Origin of the sequence: Streptomyces sp. NPDC049687 (assembly GCF_044465285.1) — a bacterium.
Lineage (GTDB): Bacteria > Actinomycetota > Actinomycetes > Streptomycetales > Streptomycetaceae > Streptomyces.
In genome coordinates, this window is sequence record NZ_JBITLN010000009.1 from 424,508 (window position 1) to 446,519 (window position 22,012).

Here is a 22,012-nt window from a genome sequence, read left to right on the forward strand (position 1 = left end):
TCCCATCCATCGGAAGGTAGAGCGTGTCCTCTTCCATCTCCGCGCCCGAGGGCATCATCAACCCGCCGATCGACGAGCTCCTCGAGGCCACCGACTCGAAGTACAGCCTCGTGATCTACGCGGCCAAGCGGGCCCGTCAGATCAACGCGTACTACTCGCAGCTCGGCGAGGGCCTCCTCGAGTACGTCGGTCCGCTCGTCGACACCCACGTCCACGAGAAGCCGCTCTCGATCGCTCTTCGCGAGATCAACGCGGGTCTGCTGACGTCCGAGGCCGTCGAGGGCCCGGCGCAGTAAGTAGTACTTTCAGCTCGCAGCTGACTTTTCCACAGGCCCGGCAGGCCGACTGCCGGGCCTGTGGTGTGTGATGGGGGTGTGCGCCGGTCCCTGGCGCACACGAGCCGAGTGCCGGGGAGAGACGGTGGACAAGCCCAAGGTCGTGCTGGGAGTCAGCGGTGGCATCGCCGCCTACAAGGCCTGCGAGCTGCTGCGCAGACTGACCGAGTCCGGCCATGAGGTACGCGTGGTCCCCACCGCCTCCGCGCTGCACTTCGTCGGCGCCGCCACCTGGTCCGCCCTCTCCGGCAACACCGTCTCCACCGAGGTCTGGGACGACGTCCACGAGGTCCCGCACGTCCGCATCGGCCAGCACGCCGACCTGGTGGTCGTCGCCCCGGCCACCGCCGACATGCTCTCCAAGGCCGCCCACGGCCTCGCCGACGACCTCCTCACCAACACCCTGCTCACCGCCCGCTGTCCGGTCGTCTTCGCCCCCGCGATGCACACCGAGATGTGGGAGCACCCGGCCACCCAGGAGAACGTGGCGACACTGCGCCGCCGTGGCGCCGTCGTGATCGAGCCGGCCGTGGGCCGCCTCACCGGCGTCGACACCGGCAAGGGCCGGCTGCCCGACCCCGCCGAGATCTTCGAGGTCTGCCGCCGCGTCCTGGCCAGAGGGGTGCGCGAGCCCGACCTCACCGGCCGGCACGTCGTGGTCAGCGCCGGCGGCACCCGCGAGCCGCTCGACCCGGTCCGCTTCCTCGGCAACCGCTCCTCCGGCAAGCAGGGCTACGCCCTCGCCCGTACCGCCGCCGCCCGGGGCGCCCGTGTCACCCTGATAGCGGCGAACACCGGCCTGCCCGACCCGGCGGGCGTCGACGTCGTCCAGGTCGGTACCGCCGTACAGCTGCGCGAGGCCGTCCTGAAGGCGGCCGCGGACGCCGACGCGGTCGTGATGGCGGCCGCCGTCGCCGACTTCCGGCCGGAGATCTACGCCACCGGGAAAATCAAGAAGAAGGACGGACAGGACCCCGACCCGATCGTCCTCGTACGGAATCCGGACATCCTCGCGGAGATCTCCGCCGACCGCGCCCGCCCCGGACAGGTCGTCGTGGGCTTCGCCGCCGAGACGGACGACGTCCTGGCCAACGGCCGTACGAAGCTGCGGCGCAAGGGCTGCGACCTCCTGGTGGTGAACGAGGTGGGGGAACGCCGGACCTTCGGCTCCGAGGAGAACGAGGCCGTCGTCCTGGGCGCCGACGGCAGCGAGACCCCCGTGCCGCACGGCCCCAAGGAAGCGTTGGCCGAAATCGTGTGGGACCTGGTGACGCCACGCCTGAGCTGACGCTGTGATGCGCTTCGCCATTCCCTCGAACGCCGCTCGATTCGGGCGTGGCGACCCTGGCCAAGGGCGTTCGGCATTCGGCAGAATGCCCGTGCCGCAGGTCACAGCGCTCCCGAGAGGCGAGACGGTGGGCCGGTGGCCGGGCTCGACCGATAAACTGTCCCCGGACGACGCCGGGCGCAGCTCCCGTCGCGTCCGCCAATGATCAGCCAGCAGCCGCTGCAACCCCAGGGAGCGTTGTGTCCCGTCGCCTGTTCACCTCGGAGTCCGTGACCGAGGGTCACCCCGACAAGATCGCTGACCAGATCAGCGACACCATTCTCGACGCGTTGCTGCGCGAGGACCCGACGTCCCGGGTCGCCGTTGAGACCCTGATCACGACCGGCCTGGTGCATGTGGCCGGTGAGGTCACCACCAAGGCCTACGCGCCCATCCCCCAGCTCGTGCGCGAGAAGATCCTCGAGATCGGCTACGACTCCTCGAAGAAGGGCTTCGACGGCGCCTCCTGCGGCGTCTCGGTGTCCATCGGCGCCCAGTCCCCCGACATCGCGCAGGGCGTCGACACGGCGTACGAGACCCGCGTCGAGGGTGACGACGACGAGCTCGACAAGCAGGGCGCCGGTGACCAGGGCCTGATGTTCGGCTACGCGTCCGACGAGACGCCGACCCTGATGCCGCTGCCGATCTTCCTGGCGCACCGCCTCTCCAAGCGCCTGTCGGACGTCCGCAAGAACGGGACCATCCCCTACCTGCGCCCCGACGGCAAGACCCAGGTCACCATCGAGTACGACGGCGACAAGGCCGTCCGCCTCGACACGGTCGTCATCTCCTCGCAGCACGCGAGCGACATCGACCTGGACTCGCTGCTGGCCCCCGACATCCGTGAGTTCGTCGTGGAGCCGGAGCTGAAGGCGCTTCTGGACGAGGGCATCAAGCTCGACACCGAGAACTACCGTCTGCTGGTCAACCCGACCGGCCGCTTCGAGATCGGCGGCCCGATGGGCGACGCCGGCCTCACCGGTCGCAAGATCATCATCGACACCTACGGCGGCTTCGCCCGTCACGGCGGCGGTGCCTTCTCCGGCAAGGACCCGTCCAAGGTCGACCGCTCGGCCGCCTACGCCATGCGCTGGGTCGCCAAGAACGTGGTCGCCGCGGGCCTGGCGGGGCGCTGCGAGGTCCAGGTCGCCTACGCGATCGGCAAGGCCGAGCCGGTCGGTCTGTTCGTCGAGACCTTCGGCACCAACAAGGTCGAGACCGAGAAGATCGAGAAGGCCATCGACGAGGTCTTCGACCTGCGCCCGGCAGCGATCATCCGCGACCTCGACCTGCTGCGCCCGATCTACGCCCAGACCGCCGCGTACGGCCACTTCGGCCGTGAGCTGCCCGACTTCACCTGGGAGAAGACGGACCGCGTGGAGGCACTGCGCAAGGCCGCGGGGCTGTAAGCCCCACCGCCCACACCGACACGCCGGGGCCCGGCCTCCTCAGGGAGGCCGGGCCCCCGCGTGTTCGGGCACCAGGGGCTCTGTCGGTGGGGTTTGGTAAGAATGCAAAGGTGAGCAGCGAGAAAGGGCACGGGGGCGTGGGCGGCGGGGAGGGTGCGCCGCCGGAGCAGCTCGCGTTGATTCGGGAGAGTGTGCGCAAGGCCAAGGCGCCCAGGGCCAAGCCGCGGACCTGGCGGGGCGCCACGCTGGCCGAGGGGCTGCCGGTGGCGCGCGTGCTCGTGGACAAGGGCGTGCTGCACCTCGACCGGTACTTCGACTACGCGGTGCCGGCCGAGCTGGACGCCGACGCCCAGCCGGGGGTGCGGGTGCGGGTGCGGTTCGGGGCCGGTCGTGGCCGGGTGCGTGAGGGGCGGCGCGAGGGCGGGGGCCTCATCGACGGGTTCCTGGTCGAGCGGCTCGCCTCGTCCGACTACTCGGGGCCGCTCGCGGCCCTCGCCCAGGTCGTGTCGCCCGAGCCGGTGCTCAGTCCGGAGCTGCTCGGGCTGGCGCGGGCCGTCGCCGACCGGTACGCCGGGAGCCTGGCCGATGTCCTGCAACTGGCCGTGCCGCCGCGCAACGCGCGGGCCGAGCAGCGGCCCTCGCCCGCGCCCCTTCCCCCGCCTCCGGCACCGGCGGCCGGGGCCTGGGCGCGGTACGAGCACGGGGGCGCCTTCCTGGATTCGCTGGCCTCGGGGGGCGCGCCGCGCGCCGTGTGGAACGCCTTGCCGGGGCCCGAGTGGAGCGAGGAGCTGGCGCGGGCGGTCGCCGCGACGCTCGCCTCGGGACGGGGGGCGCTCGTCGTCGTACCGGACGGGCGGGCCGCCGCCCGCGTCGACGCTGCGCTGACGGCGCTGCTGGGGGAGGGGCGGCACGCCCTGCTCACGGCGGACGCGGGGCCCGAGAAGCGGTACCGGGAGTGGCTCGCCGTACGGCGCGGGAGCGTACGGGCGGTGGTCGGAACCCGGGCCGCCATGTTCGCGCCGGTGCGCGACCTCGGGCTCGTCGCCCTCTGGGACGACGGGGACGACAGCCACAGCGAGCAGCACGCGCCGCAGCCCCATGCGCGGGAGGTGCTGCTGCTGCGGGCCGCGCAGGACGGGTGCGGGTTCCTGATGGGGGGCTGGAGCTGCACGGTGGAGGGCGCGCAGCTCGTCGAGAGCGGGTGGGCACGGCCGCTGGTCGCCACCCGGGAGGAGGTGCGGCAGGCCGCCCCGCTGGTGCGGACCGTGGGGGACCAGGACCTGGCGCGGGACGAGGCCGCCCGGGCCGCGCGACTGCCCACCCTCGCCTGGCAGGCGGTGCGGGACGGGCTGCGGCAGGGGCCGGTGCTGGTGCAGGTGCCGCGGCGGGGATACGTGCCTCGGATGGCGTGTGCGCAGTGCCGGGCGGCGGCGCGGTGCCGGCACTGCTCCGGGCCGTTGGAGGCGCGGGACGGCGGGGCGCTGTGGTGCGGGTGGTGCGGGCGTGAGGAGAGCGCGTGGCACTGTCCGGAGTGCGGGTCGTTCCGGTTGCGGGCCCAGGTCGTGGGCGCGCGGCGGACCGCCGAGGAGCTGGGGCGGGCGTTTCCCGCCGTTCCGGTGCGCACGTCCGGGCGGGAGCATGTGCTGGACACCGTGCCCGCGGCGCCCGCGCTGGTCGTGAGCACGCCGGGGGCCGAGCCGGTGGCCGAGGGCGGGTACGCGGCGGCGCTCCTGCTGGACGGCTGGGCCATGCTGGGGCGGCCCGATCTGCGGGCCGGCGAGGACGCGCTGCGCCGTTGGATCGCGGCCGCGGCGCTCGTGCGGCCGCAGGGGGACGGCGGCACGGTGGTCGTCGTCGCCGAGCCGACGCTACGGCCCGTTCAGGCGCTGGTGCGGTGGGATCCCGCGGGGCATGCGCTGCGGGAGCTCGCCGAGCGGGCCGAGCTGGGGTTTCCTCCGGTGTCGCGGATGGCGGCGGTGTCCGGGACGGGGGAGGCGGTAACCGCGTTCCTGGGGGCCGTCGAGCTGCCCGGGGAGGCGGAGGTGCTGGGGCCGGTCCCCTTGCCGGACACCCCGCCGGGGAGGCCTCGGCGGCCGGGTGCGCCGCCTCCCGGCGAGCACTGGGTGCGGGCACTGATCCGGGTGCCGCCGGGGAGGGGAGCGGCGCTGGCCGCCGCGTTGAAGGCGGCGCAGGCGGCGCGGATGGCTCGGGGCGGGGAGGAGGCCGTGCGGGTGCGGATCGATCCGGCGGACATCGGGTGAGAGCGATGCGGCGGGCCCGGGGGGCTGTCGATCCGGCGAACCTGTCCATGAGGCTGCCCATGAGGCTGCCCTCTCGGGAGGGGCCGAGAGGGCAGGAGGGCGGGGGTGCTTCAGCCGTTGCGCGGGCCGGGGAGCGCGGTCGGTCTCACCTCGTCGCGCAGGGACGGGCTGCCCGCCGTCGGCTGGGTCGGCATGGAGCGGGCGGCGGGGACGGTGGGGGCCGTCGGCATGCCCGCGTTCACACCGACCGCGTGGGTGCCGGTGGGCTCCGGGGTCCTCTCGGTCTCGGCAGGTGCCTGGGCGGCGGCGCGGCGGGCGCCGTAGCGGCGGTGGACCGCCTGCTTGGTGACTCCGAGCGCGGAGCCCACGGCGTCCCACGAGAAGCCGAGCGAACGGTCGAAGTCCACCGCCGCGGTGACCAGGGTCTCGACGCTGTCCCGGAGTTCCTGGGCGAGGCGGACCGTCGGGGCGGGAGCGCGTCCGTAGACGACGAAGCCCGTGGAGGGGCCGGAGCGGCGCGGACGGTAGACGTTGCCCAGTTGGGCGGTGAGGGTGCGCAGTGCGTCCACCTGCCGGCGGACCCGCTCGATGTCCCGCACCAGCAAGTGCAGGCTGGCCCGGGCCTGGGCGTCGTGGGTTGCGTGGTCGGCCATGAACAAGCCTCTCGAACCGGCGTTGAAGAGAAGGTCAACGAAGAGAAGGTCAACTCTTTCTTGACCAACGCGGGTTCGCTCCGCTGGTCACGGTGTGGGGGCGTGTGGGCATATGCGGGCGCCCCCCGGGGTGGGGTGCGCGGCTCGGCTGCGGCCTTCGCCGGGTTGTCCTCCCACCCGTGCACCGCCCGTTTCCCGTGGGATGAGCGCGCGCCACCTGACCCACGCCCCCGCGTCCTCTCCCCATAAACTTGTGCGTTGCCCGCCGTCCGTTTCCTTCGAGAGGCCCGCCCCCTTATGAAGCTCGTCTTCGCCGGTACCCCCGAGGTCGCCGTTCCCGCTCTGGACGCTCTGATCGCCTCCGGGCGGCATGAGGTGGCCGCCGTGGTGACGCGGCCCGACGCGCCGGCCGGGCGGGGGCGCAGGCTGGTCGCCTCTCCCGTCGCGCAGCGGGCCGAGGAGGAGGGGATCGAGGTGCTGAGGCCCGTCCGGCCCCGGGACCCGGAATTCCTGGAGCGGCTGAAGGAGATCGCGCCGGACTGCTGTCCTGTCGTGGCCTACGGGGCGCTGCTGCCCAGGGTGGCGCTCGACATCCCCGTCCACGGCTGGGTCAACCTGCACTTCTCGCTGCTGCCCGCCTGGCGCGGGGCCGCGCCCGTGCAGCACGCCATCATGGCGGGGGACGAGATCACCGGGGCGTCCACGTTCCTGATCGAGGAGGGGCTCGACTCCGGCCCGGTCTACGGCACCGTCACCGAGGAGATCCGGCCCACCGACACCAGTGGTGACCTGCTCACCCGGCTCGCCTTCGCGGGTTCCGGGCTGCTCGCAGCGACCATGGACGGGATCGAGGACGGCACCTTGAAGGCCGTTCCGCAGCCCGGCGAGGGGATCTCGCTCGCTCCGAAGATCACCGTCGAGGACGCACAGGTCGACTGGGCCGCCCCGGCGCTGCGGGTCGACCGTGTCGTGCGCGGCTGCACCCCGGCCCCGGGTGCCTGGACGGTCTTCCGTGGCGAGCGGCTCAAGCTCATCCAGGTACAGCCCGTTCCGGGGCGCGAAGACCTCGCTCCGGGTGCCCTGGCCGTCGGCAAGAACAGTGTCCACGTCGGCACGGGGTCGTACGCCGTCGAGCTGCTGTGGGTGCAGGCGCAGGGCAAGAAGCCGATGCGGGCGGCCGACTGGGCGCGAGGTGCGCGCATCGGCGAGGGCGAGCGCGTCGGGGCGTAACGCTCCTGCACCGGCCCCGCGAACACGCCGTACGCTGAACGCGTCTTCCATCCTGCAATCCGGAGCACCTTTTCGTGAGCGACCAGCCCCGCCGGCCCCGCAAGCCCGCCAAGCCCTACCGACGGCCCCAGAAGGACCCCGTCCGCATCCTCGCCTTCGAGGCGCTGCGGGCCGTGGACGAGCGGGACGCCTACGCCAACCTCGTGCTGCCGCCGCTGCTGCGCAAGGCGCGCGAGAAGGGCGACTTCGACGGGCGGGACGCCGCGCTCGCCACCGAGCTGGTGTACGGGACGCTGCGGCGGCAGGGGACGTACGACGCCGTCATCGCCGCCTGTGTGGACCGGCCGCTCAAGGACGTCGATCCGCCCGTGCTCGACGTACTCAGCCTCGGGGCCCATCAGCTGCTCGGGACGAGGATCCCCACCCACGCGGCCGTGTCCGCCTCGGTCGAGCTGGCGCGGGTCGTGCTCGGCGACGGGCGGGCCAAGTTCGTCAACGCCGTGCTGCGGAAGATCGCCCAGCACGATCTCGACGGATGGCTGGAGCAGATCGCCCCGCCGTACGACGACGATCCCGAGGACCACCTCGCCGTCGTGCACTCGCATCCGCGCTGGGTCGTGTCCGCGCTGTGGGACTCGCTCGGCGGTGGGCGGGCCGGTATCGAGGATCTCCTGGAGGTCGACAACGAGCGGCCCGAGGTGACCCTCGTCGCCCGGCCCGGGCGGGCCACGACCGAGGAGCTGCTGCGGGAGGAGGCCGCCGTGGCCGGGCGCTGGTCGCCGTACGCCGTGCGGCTCACCGAGGGCGGCGAGCCCGGCGCCGTCGACGCCGTACGGGAAGGGCGCGCCGGGGTCCAGGACGAGGGGAGTCAGCTCGTGGCGCTGGCCCTCGCCAACGCGCCCGTGGAGGGAAGCGACCGGTACTGGCTCGACGGGTGTGCCGGGCCCGGTGGCAAGGCCGCGCTGCTCGGCGCCCTCGCCGCCGAGCGCGGGGCCACCCTCCTCGCCGCCGAGAAGCAGCCGCACCGGGCGGGTCTGGTGGCGAAGGCCCTGCACGGCAATCCGGGCCCCTATCAGGTGATCACCGCCGACGGGACACGGCCGCCGTGGCGGCCCGGGGCGTTCGACCGGGTGCTGATGGACGTGCCGTGCACCGGGCTGGGCGCGTTGCGCCGGCGGCCCGAGGCGCGCTGGCGGCGCCGGCCGGAGGACCTCGAGGGGTTCGCGACGCTGCAGCGCGGCCTGCTGCGGACCGCGCTGGAGTCCGTGCGCGTCGGGGGCGTCGTCGGGTACGCCACCTGCTCACCGCATCTCGCCGAGACCCGGGCCGTCGTCGCCGACCTGCTCAAGCAGTTCCCGGAGGCCGACCTCGTCGACGCGCGGCCGCTGCTGCCGGGCGTGCCGGCGCTCGGTGACGGGCCCGACGTACAGCTGTGGCCGCATCTGCACGGCACCGATGCCATGTACCTGGCGCTCATCCGCCGGACCGGGTGACCGGCTCCGGTTCGCTGGGAGTCGCCGCCCGGCCGTCCTCCCGGGCCAGCCGGTGCGGCCACCACACCTTGGGTCCCACATCCAGGAACAGCGCTGTGACCAGCACGGACCGTACGATGAAGGTGTCCAGGAGGACGCCCAGCGCGACCGCGAAGCCGATCTCGGCGAAGGCGACCATGGGGAGGGTACCGAGGGCGGCGAAGGTGCCCGCCAGCACCAGACCCGCGGAGGTGATGACGGAGCCCGTCGCGGCCAGGCCCGTCACCACGCCCTTCCGCGTGCCCTGGTGGGCCGCCTCCTCACGGATACGGGTGGTCAGGAAGATGTTGTAGTCGATGCCGAGGGCCACCAGGAACACGAAGACGAAGAGCGGGAAGTCCGTGGACTCGCCCGCGTAGTCGAACAGGTGCCGGAAGGCGAGCGCGCTGATGCCCAGGGCCGCCGCGAAGGACAGGATCACCGTCCCGACCAGCAGCAGCGGCGCCACGACGGCGCGCAGCAGGGCGCCCAGGATCAGCAGGACCACCGCCAGGACCAGCGGGATGATCAGGATGTTGTCGTGCGTGGTGGCCTTGTCCATGTCCAGCAGGGCCGCCGTGCCGCCGCCGACCTTGGCGTCGGCGTCGGGCACCGCGTGCACGGCGTCGCGGACGCGCTCCACGGTCTGTTTGGCGGCCTCGCTGTCCGCCGGGGCGGTCATGGTCGCCTCGAACAGCACCTTGCCGTCGTGGAGCGGTTTCGTGCCCGGCGGAAGTCCGAGGGACGTCGGCACGACCCCGTCCGTGGCCGCCACGGCCTGGCCCACCTGCCTCGCCCGGGCCTGGTCGGAGACGATCACCAGGGGGTCTCCGCTGCCCGCCGCGAAGTACTTCTCGGACACCTCCTGCCCCGTGATCGAGTCGGGTTTGCCGGTGAAGGCGTCCGCGTTGCTGATGCCCTCCGCGCGCAACTGGATCAGGCCGAGGGAGCAGACCGCCAGGACGAGCGCGGTCACCGCCCAGATCATGCGCGGGCGGCGGGCGATGCCGCGGCCCGTGCGGGACCAGAACCCGCTTTCGGTCGGATCGGACGAGCCGAAGTGCGGGATCACCGGCCAGAAGATCCACCGCCCGCAGATCACCAGCAGGGCGGGGAAGAGGGTCGTCATGGCGAGAAGGGCCACCGCCACGCCGATGGCCGCGACCGGGCCAAGACCGGCGGTGGAGTTCATCTCGGCGGCCATCAGGACAAGCATGCTCAGGACCACCGTGGCGCCCGAGGCCAGCACGGCCGGGCCCGCCCGGTGCAGCGCCAGAGCCATCGCCTCGTGCCGGTCCTCGTGGCGGCGCAGCTCCTCCCGGTAGCGGGCCACGAGGAGCAGCGCGTAGTCCGTGCCCGCGCCGAAGACGAGGACCGTGAGGATGCCGGCGCTCTGGCCGTTCACCGTCAGGCCCGCGTGGGTGGCCAGGAAGTAGATCAGTGCCTCGGCCGTGAACAGCGCAGCGACCACGCCGAGCACCGGGACCAGCAGCAGGGTGGGACTGCGGTAGGTGATCAGGAGCATGACGATGACGACACCCATGGCCGACAGCAGCAGCGTCGAGTCGATGCCCTCGAAGGCCTCGGAGAAGTCCGCCGAAGTTCCGCCGGGCCCGGTGATGTGCACGGCCAGACCGGTCCCGCCCTTGCCGACGACGTCCCGGATCGAGTCGACGGCCGGGGCGATCCGCTCCCAGCCCTTCTCGTCCATCGTGATCGGGACGTAGATCTGCGCGGCACGGGGGTCCGCCCGGCGGTCGTAGACCGGGTCGCGGGTCTCGGAGCCCCGGATGCCGTGGTCCGAGAGCTGCTTGAGGTCGGCCGCGTCGGCGGTGATCCGCGCGCGGTCCTGTGCCGTCAGACCGGAGTCACGGGCGTAGACGACCACGGCCGGGATCTGCTCCGGCCGGAAGTCCTTCGAGATCTCCAGCACCTGCGTGGACTCGGCCGACCCCGGCAGCCAAGAGGCCGCGTCGTTGTCCTGCGCGTCGGTGAGCTTCGAGGCGAAGGGCGCCATCAGGAACAGCACGATCAGCCACAGCACCAGCACCAACCACTTGGCCCGCCTTCCGCAGACCAGGTGCGCGATGCCTCGGTTCCCGTTCATACCCACCCCAGCCGGTAGGGAGAGCGGGGCAGTGACGTCCGCCGCCCCACCGCTCGGACGCGACCGGCCACCCACGGCCCGCACTGTTCGTACGACGGTATCCACCCGGGACCGATGCGGCTAACCCCCGGAGGGCATGGCAGGCTGGGGGCATGGCCGTGCAGATCAACCCCAGCATTCTGTCCGCCGACTTCGCCCGCCTCGCGGACGAGGCGAAAGCGGTCGAAGGAGCCGACTGGCTCCACGTCGACGTCATGGACAACCATTTCGTCCCGAACCTCACGCTCGGTGTGCCGGTCGTAGAGTCCCTGGCCCGTGCGACGGACACTCCGCTGGACTGTCATCTGATGATCGAGGCCCCCGATCGCTGGGCCCCGCAGTACGTCGAGGCGGGTGCCTCGTCCGTCACCTTCCACGTCGAGGCGGCCGCCGCGCCGGTGCGACTCGCCCGTGAGATCCGCGCCAAGGGCGCCCGTGCCTCCATGGCGCTCAAGCCCGCGACGCCCATCGAGCCGTACGAGGACTTGCTGCCCGAGCTCGACATGCTGCTGATCATGACCGTCGAGCCGGGCTTCGGGGGTCAGGCGTTCCTCGACATCATGCTGCCGAAGATCCGCCGCACCCGCGAGTTGATCAGCAAGCACGGTCTCGAGCTGTGGCTCCAGGTCGACGGCGGCGTCTCGGCCTCGACGATCGAGCGGTGCGCCGAGGCGGGCGCGGACGTCTTCGTCGCCGGTTCCGCCGTGTACGGCGCCGAGGACCCGGCCGAGGCGGTCCGCGCGCTGCGCGCTCAGGCGGAGGCGACGACGGCGGGGGCGAGCTGGGCGTGCGCCCATTGAACGGCCGGCCGGGCACGCGCTTGAACGAGCCGGTCACGCGGCTGAACAGGGCGGTCGTGCGGCCACTGGGCCACAGGTACGTGAACGGCTCTCATCAGGGCTGATCAAGTGCGCCGGATCTGCAAGGATGAACGGCGTATCCAGAGTGTGAACAGCAGTGAGGAGATCGCCGTGTCGGGTATGTCGGCGGGCCGGTCAGCCATGCGGATGGGACCCGCTGAGCTGGTGCAGGCGGCGGCCATGGCCCGCCGCTTCTACCTCGAGGGCAAGTCCAAGATCCAGATCGCGGAGGAGTTCGGCGTCAGCCGCTTCAAGGTGGCCCGGGTTCTGGAGACCGCCCTCGAACGGGATCTCGTACGGATCGAGATCCGTGTGCCGGCCGAACTGGACGCCGAGCGCTCGGACGCGCTCCGCGCCCGGTACGGCCTCAGGCACGCCGTGGTGGTCGAGTCCCCGGCCGAGGCCGAGGATTCGCCCGACCCCGAGAACCTGGGAGAAGTGGCCGCCGATCTGCTCGGCGAACTGGTGAACGAGGGGGATGTGCTCGGGCTGGCCTGGGGCCGGTCGACCATTCACATGGCGGCGGCGCTGGACCGGCTGCCGCCCTGCACGGTGGTGCAGCTGACGGGGGTGTACGACGCCGGGACCGCCGAGCGCGGCTCGGTCGAGGCCGTCCGCCGTGCCGCCCAGGTGTCCGGCGGCGACGCGCACCCCATCTACGCGCCGATGCTGCTGCCGGACGCGGCCACCGCGGCCGCGCTGCGCCACCAGACCGGGATCGCCCGGGCCTTCGAGTACTTCGACAAGGTCACGGTCGCCTGCGTCTCCATCGGCTCCTGGGAGCCCGGTATCTCCACGGTGCACGACATGCTCAGCGACGAGGAGCGGGGCCACTACGCCTCGCTCGGGGTCGCCGCCGAGATGTCCGCGCACCTCTTCGACGCCGAGGGCCGCCGGGTCGGACGGGATCTGGGGGAGCGGTGCATCACGGTCAAGGCCGACCAGCTCCGCCGTATCCCCGAGGTCGTCGCGATCGCGGGCGGACAGCGCAAGGCGGCCGCGATCGACGCGGTGCTGCGGTCCGGGCTCGTCACCAGCCTGGTGACGGACACCTCGGCGGCCGACTATCTGATGACGGCGGGGCCGACGCCCAAGCCCGCGCTCAACCGGGCGGATCCTGACGGTATCTGAGGGAAGATCAGGAAAAGGGGGCGGTCATCCAGGCCGCCCCCTCGCCGCAACCCACGACTCGCTCAGGACGGTGCCTGGATGACGGAGCACGTGCTCACTCTGGACCTCGACGGGGTGCTGGACAAGGCGGCCCTGATGGACCGCTGCGCCCGGCACCTGGAGCTGCCCGACTGGTTCGGCCGGAACTGGGACGCCCTCGCCGACAGCCTCACCGATCTGCCGGACGGGCCCGAGGCCGGGCCGGTGCTGGTCGTCGTACGGAACTGGCAGCCTTACGCGAAGGCGCGGCCGGAGGAGTGGGAGATCGCGCAGGAGGTGTTCTCGTCGGCGGTGAACCAGGTCCCGGCGCTGTCGGTCGTGCTCGCTCTCGGAGGATCCTCCTAAGCCCCTGTGAGCTGCTTGGACGTTCCGTCCGGGCCGCTCGTCGCGGTCGTCATGGGACAATGAAGTACGTGCTCTTCCCCCTGGCTGACCTGTCAGGGGGTCACCTCTGAACGACTGGGATGTGCAGCACGTGCGTTTCCTCAACGACATCCAGCCCGCCTACGACCTCACCTACGACGACGTCTTCATGGTGCCGAGCCGCAGCGCGGTCGGGTCGCGTCAGGGGGTGGACCTCACCTCCCCGGACGGTACGGGCACCACGATCCCGCTGGTCGTCGCCAACATGACCGCCGTCGCCGGCCGCCGTATGGCGGAGACCATGGCCCGGCGCGGCGGACTCGTCGTGATCCCGCAGGACATCCCGATCGATGTCGTCACCGACGTGATCACCTGGGTGAAGAGCCGCCACCTGGTGCTGGACACCCCGATCGTGCTCGCACCGCACCAGACCGTCGCCGACGCCCTCGCGCTGCTGCCCAAGCGCGCGCACAACGCGGGCGTCGTCGTCGACGAGGGCTTCCGGCCGGTCGGTGTCGTCACCGACCGGGACCTGACCGGTGTCGACCGCTTCACCCAGCTCGAGGTCGTCATGTCCCGCGACCTGCTGCTCCTCGACGCCGACATCGACCCGCGCGAGGCCTTCAACACCCTCGACGCGGCCAACCGCCGGTACGCCCCGGCCGTGGACAGGGACGGCAAGCTCGCCGGCATCCTGACCCGCAAGGGCGCCCTGCGAGCGACGCTGTACACGCCGGCCACCGACGCCCGGGGCAAGCTGCGCGTCGCCGCCGCCGTCGGCATCAACGGCGACGTCGCGGGCAAGGCCAAGCAGCTGCTCGACGCAGGCGTCGACACGCTCGTCATCGACACGGCCCACGGCCACCAGGAGTCGATGATCAGCGCGATCCGGACCGTACGCGCGCTCGACCCGCGGGTGCCGGTCGTCGCCGGCAACATCGTCTCCGCCGAGGGTGTCAAGGACCTGATCGACGCGGGCGCCGACATCATCAAGGTCGGCGTCGGCCCCGGCGCCATGTGCACCACCCGCATGATGACCGGTGTGGGCCGGCCGCAGTTCTCCGCCGTCCTGGAGTGCGCGGCCGAGGCCAGGAAGTACGGCAAGCACGTGTGGGCCGACGGGGGTGTCCGTCACCCGCGTGACGTCGCCATGGCGCTGGCCGCCGGCGCGTCCAACGTGATGGTCGGCTCCTGGTTCTCGGGGACGTACGAGTCCCCGGGCGACCTCCAGCACGACGCGAACGGCCGCCCGTACAAGGAGTCCTTCGGCATGGCCTCCGCGCGCGCCGTCCGCAACCGTACGTCGGAGGAGTCGGCCTACGACCGTGCCCGCAAGGCGCTGTTCGAGGAGGGCATCTCCACCTCCCGCATGTTCCTCGACCCGGCCCGGCCGGGTGTCGAGGACCTGATCGACTCGATCATCGCGGGCGTCCGCTCCTCCTGCACCTACGCCGGCGCGGCCTCTCTCGAGGAGTTCGCCGAGAAGGCGGTCGTCGGTGTTCAGAGCGCCGCGGGCTATGCGGAGGGGAAGCCTCTGCACGCCAGCTGGTAGGCCGTGGGGAGGGGCGCGGGTCCGTTGTGAAGGCGCGCGGGTCCTGGCCGCCCGCCGTCCCGCTGGAGCAGCGGGCCGACGCCACCAGCATCGGCACCCTGTTCGCCTTCGCGCTGGTCGACGTGGCCGTCGTGGTGCTGCGCCGGACCCTGCCGGAGATGCCCCGCACCTTCCGGGTGCCCCTGTCCCCGGTGCTGCCCGCTCTGGGCTTCGCCTTCTGCGTCTGGATGATGGGCAGCCGCTCGGCCGTCACCTGGGCGGTCTTCGGGATCTGGATGGCCGTCGGACTCGTGTTCTACTTCGGGTACGGCCATCGCCGCTCCCGACTCGCCCCGCCCGCACCAGCTGAGAAGTGATCAACCCACCGTGCTGAACGATCTCGACGAACGCATCGTGCACGCCCTCGCCGAGGACGCCCGCCGCTCCTACGCGGACATCGGGCAACTGGTCGGCCTGTCCGCGCCCGCCGTGAAGCGGCGCGTGGACCGGCTGCGGGCCACCGGAGCCATCACCGGCTTCACCGTCCGGGTGGATCCGGCGGCCCTCGGCTGGGAGACCGAGGGGTTCGTCGAGATCTACTGCCGGCGCAACACCTCCCCGGAGACCATCCAGCGCGGCCTGGAGCGCTACCAGGAGGTCGTGGCCGCTTCCACCGTCACCGGCGACGCGGACGCGGTCGCCCAGGTCTTCGCCGCCGACATGCGCCATTTCGAGCGGGTGCTGGAACGGATCGCTGGGGAGCCCTTCGTGGAACGGACGAAGTCGGTGCTGGTGCTGTCCCCGCTGCTGCGCCGGTTCTCGTCGGGCTCGCCCACCTGAGTTCTACTCCGCCGTCTTGCGGGCCAGCGCGTTGTTGTCGATCGAGTTGTGGACGCTGAAGCTCACCGCGTCCGAGCGGTAGCGGTCGTCGGACCACTCCACCGGGCGGCCCTCGCGGGTCGTCGTCACCCGGCGGACCCGCAGCAGGGGGCTCGTGCGGCGGATACCGAGCAGTTCGGCGTCCTGGGCGCCCGCCGCCACCGCGTCGATGACGTGCTCGCCGTAGGCGAAGACCAGGCCGGTGTCGTCGAGGAGGCGCTGGGTCACCGAGGGGCAGTCCGGCTCGATCGACTCGACGGCGGGGGAGATCCAGTCGGCGTACACGGTCCGCTCCAGGAGGACCGGTTCGCCGTCCAGGCCGCGCACCCGCAGGACGTGCAACACCGGTGTCCCGGCCGGCAGTTGCAGGCGTACGGCGTCCTCCTTCGTCGCCGGCCGGTACTCCTGGGCCAGCACCCGCCCCGTCGCCTCGCGCCCCATCGCCCGCGCCCACTGGGCGAAGCTGCGCAGCTCCGCGAAGCTCTGGCTGCGGCGGCTGGCCAGCACCATCCGGCGGGCGCCCTGGCGGGAGCCGATGAGGCCCTCGGCGGTCAGCGCCGCGACCGCCTGGCGGACCGTGCCCCGTGAGACGCCGTACTGGGCGGCGAGGTCCGTCTCGGCGGGCAGCAGTGCGCCCACCGTGTACTCCTCGCGGTCGATCGCCCGCCGCAGTTCGTCGGCGATCTCCTCGTGTCGGGCCGCCATGTTCCCCCTTCGCGCCTCGGCTGCTGTGTACAGCTATGCCAGCCTAGTCGAGATCCCGCGGCGCCGGCCCGCACCCGGATTTGTGCGCGAAATAGGGGATCAGGGTTTCGCCAGAGTTTACGAGGGGGACACCAGCGGCGTGCGTACTGAGGCGAACTTGTTCAGACAAGTTAGCCCGAGTCTCGATGGGTCTTGATCTCCCGCACCCCAGCGCCTCCCCTGGAGAAGCCGTGACCGTGTCCTTGCCGAGAACAGCCGCCCTCGGTGTCATCGCCGCACTCACCCTGAGTGCCTGTGGCGCCGCCCCCGACAACGCCTCGACCACCGCCGACGGCAAGAGCGCCGCCACCGCCACCTCCGCCGCCGACTTCGGCGGACTCGCCGCCCTGGTGAAGGCGGCCAAGAAGGAGGGCACGCTCAACGCCATCGCCCTGCCCCGCGACTGGGCCAACTACGGCGCCCTCATCGACGGCTTCGAGAAGAAGTACGGCATCAAGGTCGCCGTCGAGAACCCCGACGGCTCCAGCCAGGACGAGATCAACGCCGTGACGTCGAGGAAGGGCCAGGGCCGCGCGCCCGACGTCCTCGACCTCGGCAGCTCCTTCGCGCTGAGCGCCGCCCAGCAGGGGCTGCTCGCGCCGTACAAGGTGGCCTCCTACGCCGACATCCCCGCGGGGCAGAAGGACGCGCAGGCCCGCTGGTACAACGACTACGGCGGCTACATCTCCATCGGCTGCGACGCCAAGCGCGTCACCACCTGTCCGACGACCTTCGCGGACCTGCTGAAGCCGCAGTACAAGGGGCAGGTCGCACTCAACGGCAACCCCACCAAGTCCGGCTCGGCCTTCGGCGGCGTCTGGGCGGCCGCCCTCGCGAGCGGCGGCTCCTTCGACGACATCCAGCCCGGCCTCGACTTCTTCGCCGAGCTCAAGAAGAACGGCAACTACACGCCCGTCGAGTCGACCCCGGCCACCGTCGAGAAGGGGGAGACGCCGATCAGCATCGACTGGGACTACCTCAACGCCGGCTACGCCGACGAGTTCAGGTCCAAGGGCGTGGACTGGAAGGTCGCGGTGCCCCGCGACGGCGAGTTCTCCCAGTACTACTCCCAGGCCGTCAACAAGGACGCCCCGCACCCCGCGGCAGCCCGACTGTGGCAGGAGTACCTCTACAGCGCCGACGGCCAGAACCTGTGGCTCGAGGGATACGCCCGCCCGGCCCTGATGACCGCCATGGACAAGGCCGGCACCCTCGACAAGACCGCCGCCGCCAAGCTCCCCGAGGTCTCCGGGACCCCGTCCTTCCCGACCGAGGACCAGCAGAGCAAGGCCAAGACGGTCATCGGGCAGGGCTGGGCGAAGGCCGTCTCCGGATGACCTCCACCGCCGTACGGGTGGACATGGCGACCGCCGCCGCGGTGGGGCGGCGGCGCCGGTCCCTCGGCTGGCTCGCCGTCGTCCCGCTGCTCGCCTTCACCGCGCTCGCCTTCGGGCTGCCCGCGCTGGCCATGCTCGACGGCGCGTTCACCGCCAAGGACCCGGCCACCGGCGCCACCTCGTACACCACCGGCAACCTGACGGCCTCGCTGCGGGGCGCGTATCTGACGGCCCTGCTCGGCAGCGTGAAGCTGTCGGCCGTGTCGGCGGCCCTGGGCGCACTGCTCGGGCTGCCGCTGGCGCAGGCCGTCGTCACCTCCCGCTTCCGCGCGCTGCGCGAGGCCGTGCTCACCGCGTCCGGGGTCCTCGCCAACTTCGGCGGCGTCCCGCTGGCCTTCGCCTTCGTCGCCACGCTCGGCAACGCCGGTGTCCTGACCCGGCACCTCGGCCTCACCGACCGGGGCTGGGACCTCTACAGCTTCTGGGGACTGGTGATCGTCTACCTGTACTTCCTGATCCCGCTGATGGTCCTCACCATCACCCCCGCCCTGGAGGGCCTGCGCACCCAGTGGCGCGAGGCCGCGCAGAACAACGGCGCGACACCCGTGCAGTACTGGCGGCACGTGGCCCTGCCCGTGCTGCTGCCCTCGCTGCTGGGCGGCCTGGTGCTGCTCTTCGGCAGCGCCTTCGCCGCGTACGCCACCGCCGCCGCCATGGTCGGCAGCTCCGTCCCGCTGGTCACCCTGCAGATCGCCGACGCCATCTCCGGCAACGTGCTGGTCGGCCAGGAGAACGTGGCGCTCGCCCTCAGCCTCGACATGGTCCTGGTCGCGGGCCTGGTCATGGCCGTCTACCTGCCCCTGCAACGGAGGAGCGCGCGATGGCTCGCCTGACCCCGTGGCGGTGGGGCGTGCTCGGCCTCGCCGGACTGTACTTCCTGGTCCCGCTGGCCGCGTCCGTCGTCTTCACGGTCGACGTGCCCGGACAGGGCATCACGTTCGACGCCTACACCCAGATCCTCTCCACCGACGGATTCACCTCCAGCCTGCTGCTCTCGCTGGAGCTGGCCGCCGCCACCATCGCCCTCGTCCTGCTGCTGATGGTGCCCGCCATGGTCGCGCTGCGGCTGGGCGCGCCCCGGCTGCGGCCGGTCGTGGAAGTGGTGTGTTCGTTGCCGCTGGTCGTACCGCCGATCGCGTTCGTCGCCGGCATCGGGACCGTGCTGAAGTGGGGTCCCGATCACCTCTCCCGCACACCCCTGTTCCAGACCTTCGTGGCGATCCAGAACCCGGACTTCCCCTTCGTCCTCGTCCTGGCGTACGTCGTGATGGCGCTGCCGTTCGTGTACCGCGCCCTGGACGCGGGCCTGCGGGCCGTCGACGTACGCACCCTCGTCGAGGCGGCCCGCAGCTGCGGGGCCGGCTGGCCGCAGGCGCTCGTCCGGGTCGTCCTGCCCAATCTGCGCGGCGCGCTGCTCAACGCGTCCTTCCTCACGCTGGCCCTGGTGCTCGGCGAGTTCACGGTGGCGCAACTGCTGGGCTTCCAGCCGTTCGCCGTGTGGATCGTCAACGTCAGCGGCTCGCAGGCCCAGCTGTCCGTCGCCGTGTCCGTGCTGAGCCTGCTCGTGACGTGGATCCTGCTCCTCGCGCTCGCCGGTGTCGGCGGGCGTACCCGTCCTACCTCCCGGGGATGAACCATGACCGTGACCACGATCGAGAAGGCGGCGACGGTCGAATTCCGCGGCCTGCGCCGCGTGTTCGGGCCGACCGTCGCCCTCGACGGACTCGACCTGAGCGTGCGGCCCGGTGAGCTCCTCGCCCTGCTCGGCCCGTCCGGCTGCGGCAAGACCACCGCCCTGCGCATGCTCGCGGGGTTCGAACACCCCGACTCCGGCGCGGTGCTGGTCGACGGCGAGGACGTCACCCGCGTCCCGGCGCACCGCCGCGACGCCGGGATGGTCTTCCAGTCGTACAGCCTCTTCCCGCACCTCGACGTGCTCGACAACGTGGCCTTCGGACTGCGGATGCGCAAGGTCCGTACGTCCGAACGGCGGGCACGGGCCGCCGAGTTGCTGGAGCTGGTCGGTCTCGCCGACAAGGGCGGGCGGTTCCCGCACCAGCTCTCCGGAGGCCAGCAGCAGCGCGTCGCCCTGGCCCGCGCCCTGGCGCTGCGTCCGCGCGTCCTGCTCCTCGACGAGCCCCTGTCCGCGCTCGACGCCAAGGTGCGGCTCACCCTCCGCGAGGAGATCCGGCGGCTCCAGCAGGAACTCGGCATCACCACCCTCTTCGTCACCCACGACCAGGAGGAGGCCCTGTCCATGGCGGACCGGGTCGCCGTGATGCACGCCGGGCGGCTCGAACAGTGCGCGGAGCCCGCCGAGTTGTACGGACGGCCCGCCACCGCCTTCGTCGCCGAGTTCGTCGGCACGATGAGCCGCATACCCGGGCGGCTCTCCGGCGGCGAGGTCGACGTGCTGGGGCAGCGGCTCCCCATCGACGGACCGGTGCCGACGGCGGCCGACGTGGACGTGCTGGTGCGGCCCGAGGCGGTCGGCGTACGGGCCGAGGACGACGGAGACGCACACGTGCTCGCCACGTCCTTCCTGGGCGCCGCCGTCCGGGTCACCGTCCGGCTCGCCGACGGCACCGAGGTGAAGGCCGACCTGCCGGCGCACGAGGCCGCCGGACTGGGGGCGGGGGCGACGGTCGGCGTGACGCTGCCGCGACGCCCCGTGCTCGTCACCGAACGTACTTCCTGACCACCGTGGAAAGAGAGAACCGTGACTCGACTCCCGCTCCAGGCCGTCCTGTTCGACATGGACGGCACGCTCGTCGACACCGAGCGGCTGTGGTGGGAGGCGGTGGAGCAGGTGGCCGGCCGGGCCCTGACCGAGGCGGACCAGCCGGAGGTGCTCGGCCGGCCGGTCGAGCACACCGCCGGCTGGCTGGCCACCACCACGGACCGCCCGGTGGGGGACCTCGCCGACGCGCTCCACAGGGAGTTCGCCGCCCGCGTGCGCACCGGCATCGAACCCCGCCCCGGCGCGCTCGCCCTGCTCGACGCCCTGGCACGCGACGCGGTGCCCACGGCCCTGGTCACCGCGTCCCCCCGGGCCGTCGCCGACACCGTCCTAGAAGCGCTCGGCGAGAACCGCTTCGCGGTCTCCGTCACCGCCGACGACACCGAGCACACCAAACCCGCCCCCGACCCCTACCTCGCCGCCTGCCGGGCCCTCGGCGTCCACCCGTCGGGGTGCGTGGCCGTCGAGGACACCGAGACCGGCGTCGCCTCCGCCGAGGCGGCGGGCTGCGCCGTCCTCGCGGTGCCCTCCCTCGCGCCGATCGGCCCGGCGCCCGGCCGGACCGTGCTGACCAGCCTGGAAGGCGTGACTCCCGAGCGGTTGCGTGGTCTGCCGCCGCCCCGGCTCCGCGTCATGACCTGGAACCTCTGGCACGGCGGCACGAAGGTCCGCGACCACCGGGCCAAGCAGCTGAAGGTCATCACCGAGACCGACGTCGACGTGGTCGGTCTGCAGGAGACCTGCGGGACGGCGGCCGGGGAACTCGCCGAGGCGCTCGGCTGGCACCACCACCGGGCCGGAGAGAACCTCGGCCTCATCAGCCGCCACCCGATCACCGCCACCTTCGGCGACCCGCACGTCGGCTTCTACGGCGCGGCGGGCGTACGGATCCGGGTCGCCGAGGGCGCCGAGGTCGACGTATGGACGGTCCACCTCGACCACACCCCCTACGGGCCCTACGAGGCCGCGTTCGACGGGCTGCCCGCCGCCGGTCTGATCGCCCACGAGGAGGCACGGCTCGCCCGGATGCGGGACGCCCTGCGCCGCATCGGCAGTGAGGTGCCGGTCGTCCTCGTCGGTGACTTCAACAGCCCGTCGCACCTGGACTGGCCGGACGTCGAGTGGCCGGTGACCAAGGCGGCCGAGGAGGCGGGGCTGCGCGACTCCTACCGGGAGGCCCACCCCGACCCCGTCCGCGACCCCGGGCACACCTGGTCCCCGGTCCACACCGGGCACGAGGACGGCAGCGGCCGCCCGGAACCGCAGGACCGGATCGACTTCGTGCTCCACCGCGGTCTCGGGGTGCTGGACTCCCGGACCTACGTCGGCGGCAGCCCACGCCCCTGGCCGGACGTCGAGGACAACGACTGGCCGTCCGACCATGCCGCCGTGATCACCACGTATTCGCTGGGCACCGGGGCCGGTCCTGTCTAACATCGGTGGCATGACCTGGCGA

19 protein-coding genes and 1 pseudogene are annotated in these 22,012 nt (G+C 72.3%); 17 read left to right on the forward strand and 3 right to left on the reverse strand.

Annotation, left to right across the window (positions count from 1 at the left end; all coding sequences use genetic code 11):
* The first annotated feature begins 23 nt into the window (after nt 1-23).
* The 4 genes from rpoZ (at nt 24) to ACIBVL_RS28250 (ending at nt 5,332) form a co-directional block, all read left to right on the forward strand.
* Nucleotides 24-296 (forward strand): DNA-directed RNA polymerase subunit omega, encoded by a 273-nt coding sequence (gene rpoZ, locus ACIBVL_RS28235; protein ID WP_003988945.1) that lies wholly within the window; start codon nt 24-26, stop codon nt 294-296.
* Between the two features lie 124 nt (nt 297-420).
* Nucleotides 421-1,623 carry a bifunctional phosphopantothenoylcysteine decarboxylase/phosphopantothenate--cysteine ligase CoaBC gene (gene coaBC, locus ACIBVL_RS28240; RefSeq protein ID WP_399101133.1) on the forward strand — a complete coding sequence of 401 codons (1,203 nt, stop codon included), beginning with the start codon at nt 421-423 and terminating at the stop codon, nt 1,621-1,623.
* Between the two features lie 239 nt (nt 1,624-1,862).
* Nucleotides 1,863-3,071 (forward strand): methionine adenosyltransferase, encoded by a 1,209-nt coding sequence (gene metK / locus ACIBVL_RS28245; protein WP_399101135.1) that lies wholly within the window; start codon nt 1,863-1,865, stop codon nt 3,069-3,071.
* A gap of 110 nt (nt 3,072-3,181) precedes the next feature.
* Nucleotides 3,182-5,332 carry a primosomal protein N' gene (locus ACIBVL_RS28250; RefSeq protein WP_399101137.1) on the forward strand — a complete coding sequence of 717 codons (2,151 nt, stop codon included), beginning with the start codon at nt 3,182-3,184 and terminating at the stop codon, nt 5,330-5,332.
* A gap of 110 nt (nt 5,333-5,442) precedes the next feature.
* On the opposite strand, the gene ACIBVL_RS28255 is transcribed toward ACIBVL_RS28250, so the two are convergent.
* Nucleotides 5,443-5,985, reverse strand: coding sequence for a hypothetical protein (locus tag ACIBVL_RS28255; RefSeq protein ID WP_399101139.1), 543 nt, complete (start codon nt 5,983-5,985; stop codon nt 5,443-5,445).
* Between the two features lie 297 nt (nt 5,986-6,282).
* Here ACIBVL_RS28255 and fmt point away from each other — a divergent pair, with 297 nt between their 5' ends.
* The gene (gene fmt / locus ACIBVL_RS28260) at nt 6,283-7,215 is read left to right on the forward strand and encodes a methionyl-tRNA formyltransferase (protein WP_399101258.1); all 933 of its coding nucleotides are present in this window, start codon (nt 6,283-6,285) and stop codon (nt 7,213-7,215) included.
* A gap of 74 nt (nt 7,216-7,289) precedes the next feature.
* Nucleotides 7,290-8,708 (forward strand): RsmB/NOP family class I SAM-dependent RNA methyltransferase, encoded by a 1,419-nt coding sequence (locus ACIBVL_RS28265; protein ID WP_399101141.1) that lies wholly within the window; start codon nt 7,290-7,292, stop codon nt 8,706-8,708.
* Here ACIBVL_RS28265 and ACIBVL_RS28270 read toward each other — a convergent pair.
* Nucleotides 8,689-10,833, reverse strand: a complete 2,145-nt coding sequence (locus ACIBVL_RS28270; RefSeq protein ID WP_399101143.1) for an MMPL family transporter — start codon at nt 10,831-10,833, stop codon at nt 8,689-8,691. The genes ACIBVL_RS28265 and ACIBVL_RS28270 overlap by 20 nt on opposite strands.
* Nucleotides 10,834-10,985: 152 nt before the next feature.
* Between ACIBVL_RS28270 and rpe the strand changes: the two genes are divergently transcribed.
* The 6 genes and pseudogenes from rpe to ACIBVL_RS28300 all read left to right on the forward strand — a co-directional run bounded on the left by rpe (nt 10,986) and on the right by ACIBVL_RS28300 (nt 15,636).
* Entirely contained in the window at nt 10,986-11,672 is a 687-nt protein-coding gene (gene rpe / locus ACIBVL_RS28275; RefSeq protein ID WP_399101145.1) for a ribulose-phosphate 3-epimerase, read from the forward strand.
* Nucleotides 11,673-11,819: 147 nt separating this feature from the next.
* Nucleotides 11,820-12,863, forward strand: a complete 1,044-nt coding sequence (locus tag ACIBVL_RS28280; protein WP_399101147.1) for a sugar-binding transcriptional regulator — start codon at nt 11,820-11,822, stop codon at nt 12,861-12,863.
* A 78-nt stretch (nt 12,864-12,941) separates the two neighbouring features.
* Entirely contained in the window at nt 12,942-13,247 is a 306-nt protein-coding gene (locus ACIBVL_RS28285) for a barstar family protein (protein ID WP_399101149.1), read from the forward strand.
* A gap of 130 nt (nt 13,248-13,377) precedes the next feature.
* Nucleotides 13,378-14,817, forward strand: a complete 1,440-nt coding sequence (locus ACIBVL_RS28290; protein ID WP_399101260.1) for a GuaB1 family IMP dehydrogenase-related protein — start codon at nt 13,378-13,380, stop codon at nt 14,815-14,817.
* A gap of 53 nt (nt 14,818-14,870) precedes the next feature.
* Nucleotides 14,871-15,173: pseudogene (locus ACIBVL_RS28295) on the forward strand (amino acid permease C-terminal domain-containing protein); the annotation flags it as partial.
* A 10-nt stretch (nt 15,174-15,183) separates the two neighbouring features.
* A complete protein-coding gene (locus ACIBVL_RS28300) occupies nt 15,184-15,636 on the forward strand; it encodes an Lrp/AsnC family transcriptional regulator (protein ID WP_130444560.1) in 453 nt (150 codons plus the stop codon).
* 3 nt (nt 15,637-15,639) lie between these two features.
* On the opposite strand, the gene ACIBVL_RS28305 is transcribed toward ACIBVL_RS28300, so the two are convergent.
* Entirely contained in the window at nt 15,640-16,380 is a 741-nt protein-coding gene (locus tag ACIBVL_RS28305) for a GntR family transcriptional regulator (RefSeq protein WP_399101151.1), read from the reverse strand.
* Nucleotides 16,381-16,610: 230 nt separating this feature from the next.
* On the opposite strand from ACIBVL_RS28305, the gene ACIBVL_RS28310 reads away from it, so the two are divergent.
* The 5 genes from ACIBVL_RS28310 to ACIBVL_RS28330 are packed head-to-tail and all read left to right on the forward strand — an operon-like array spanning nt 16,611 to nt 21,990.
* Nucleotides 16,611-17,756: an ABC transporter substrate-binding protein gene (locus ACIBVL_RS28310; protein WP_399101153.1), complete on the forward strand. Its 1,146-nt coding sequence runs from the start codon at nt 16,611-16,613 to the stop codon at nt 17,754-17,756.
* Entirely contained in the window at nt 17,753-18,649 is an 897-nt protein-coding gene (locus ACIBVL_RS28315) for an ABC transporter permease (protein WP_399101155.1), read from the forward strand. The genes ACIBVL_RS28310 and ACIBVL_RS28315 overlap by 4 nt, the downstream gene beginning before the upstream one ends.
* Nucleotides 18,637-19,449 carry an ABC transporter permease gene (locus ACIBVL_RS28320; RefSeq protein WP_399101157.1) on the forward strand — a complete coding sequence of 271 codons (813 nt, stop codon included), beginning with the start codon at nt 18,637-18,639 and terminating at the stop codon, nt 19,447-19,449. Before ACIBVL_RS28315 ends, ACIBVL_RS28320 begins: the two co-directional genes overlap by 13 nt.
* 3 nt (nt 19,450-19,452) lie before the next feature.
* The gene (locus ACIBVL_RS28325) at nt 19,453-20,514 is read left to right on the forward strand and encodes an ABC transporter ATP-binding protein (protein ID WP_399101159.1); all 1,062 of its coding nucleotides are present in this window, start codon (nt 19,453-19,455) and stop codon (nt 20,512-20,514) included.
* A gap of 21 nt (nt 20,515-20,535) precedes the next feature.
* Complete coding sequence (locus tag ACIBVL_RS28330; protein ID WP_399101161.1) at nt 20,536-21,990, forward strand: HAD-IA family hydrolase; 1,455 nt, start codon at nt 20,536-20,538, stop codon at nt 21,988-21,990.
* The last annotated feature ends 22 nt before the right edge of the window (nt 21,991-22,012 follow it).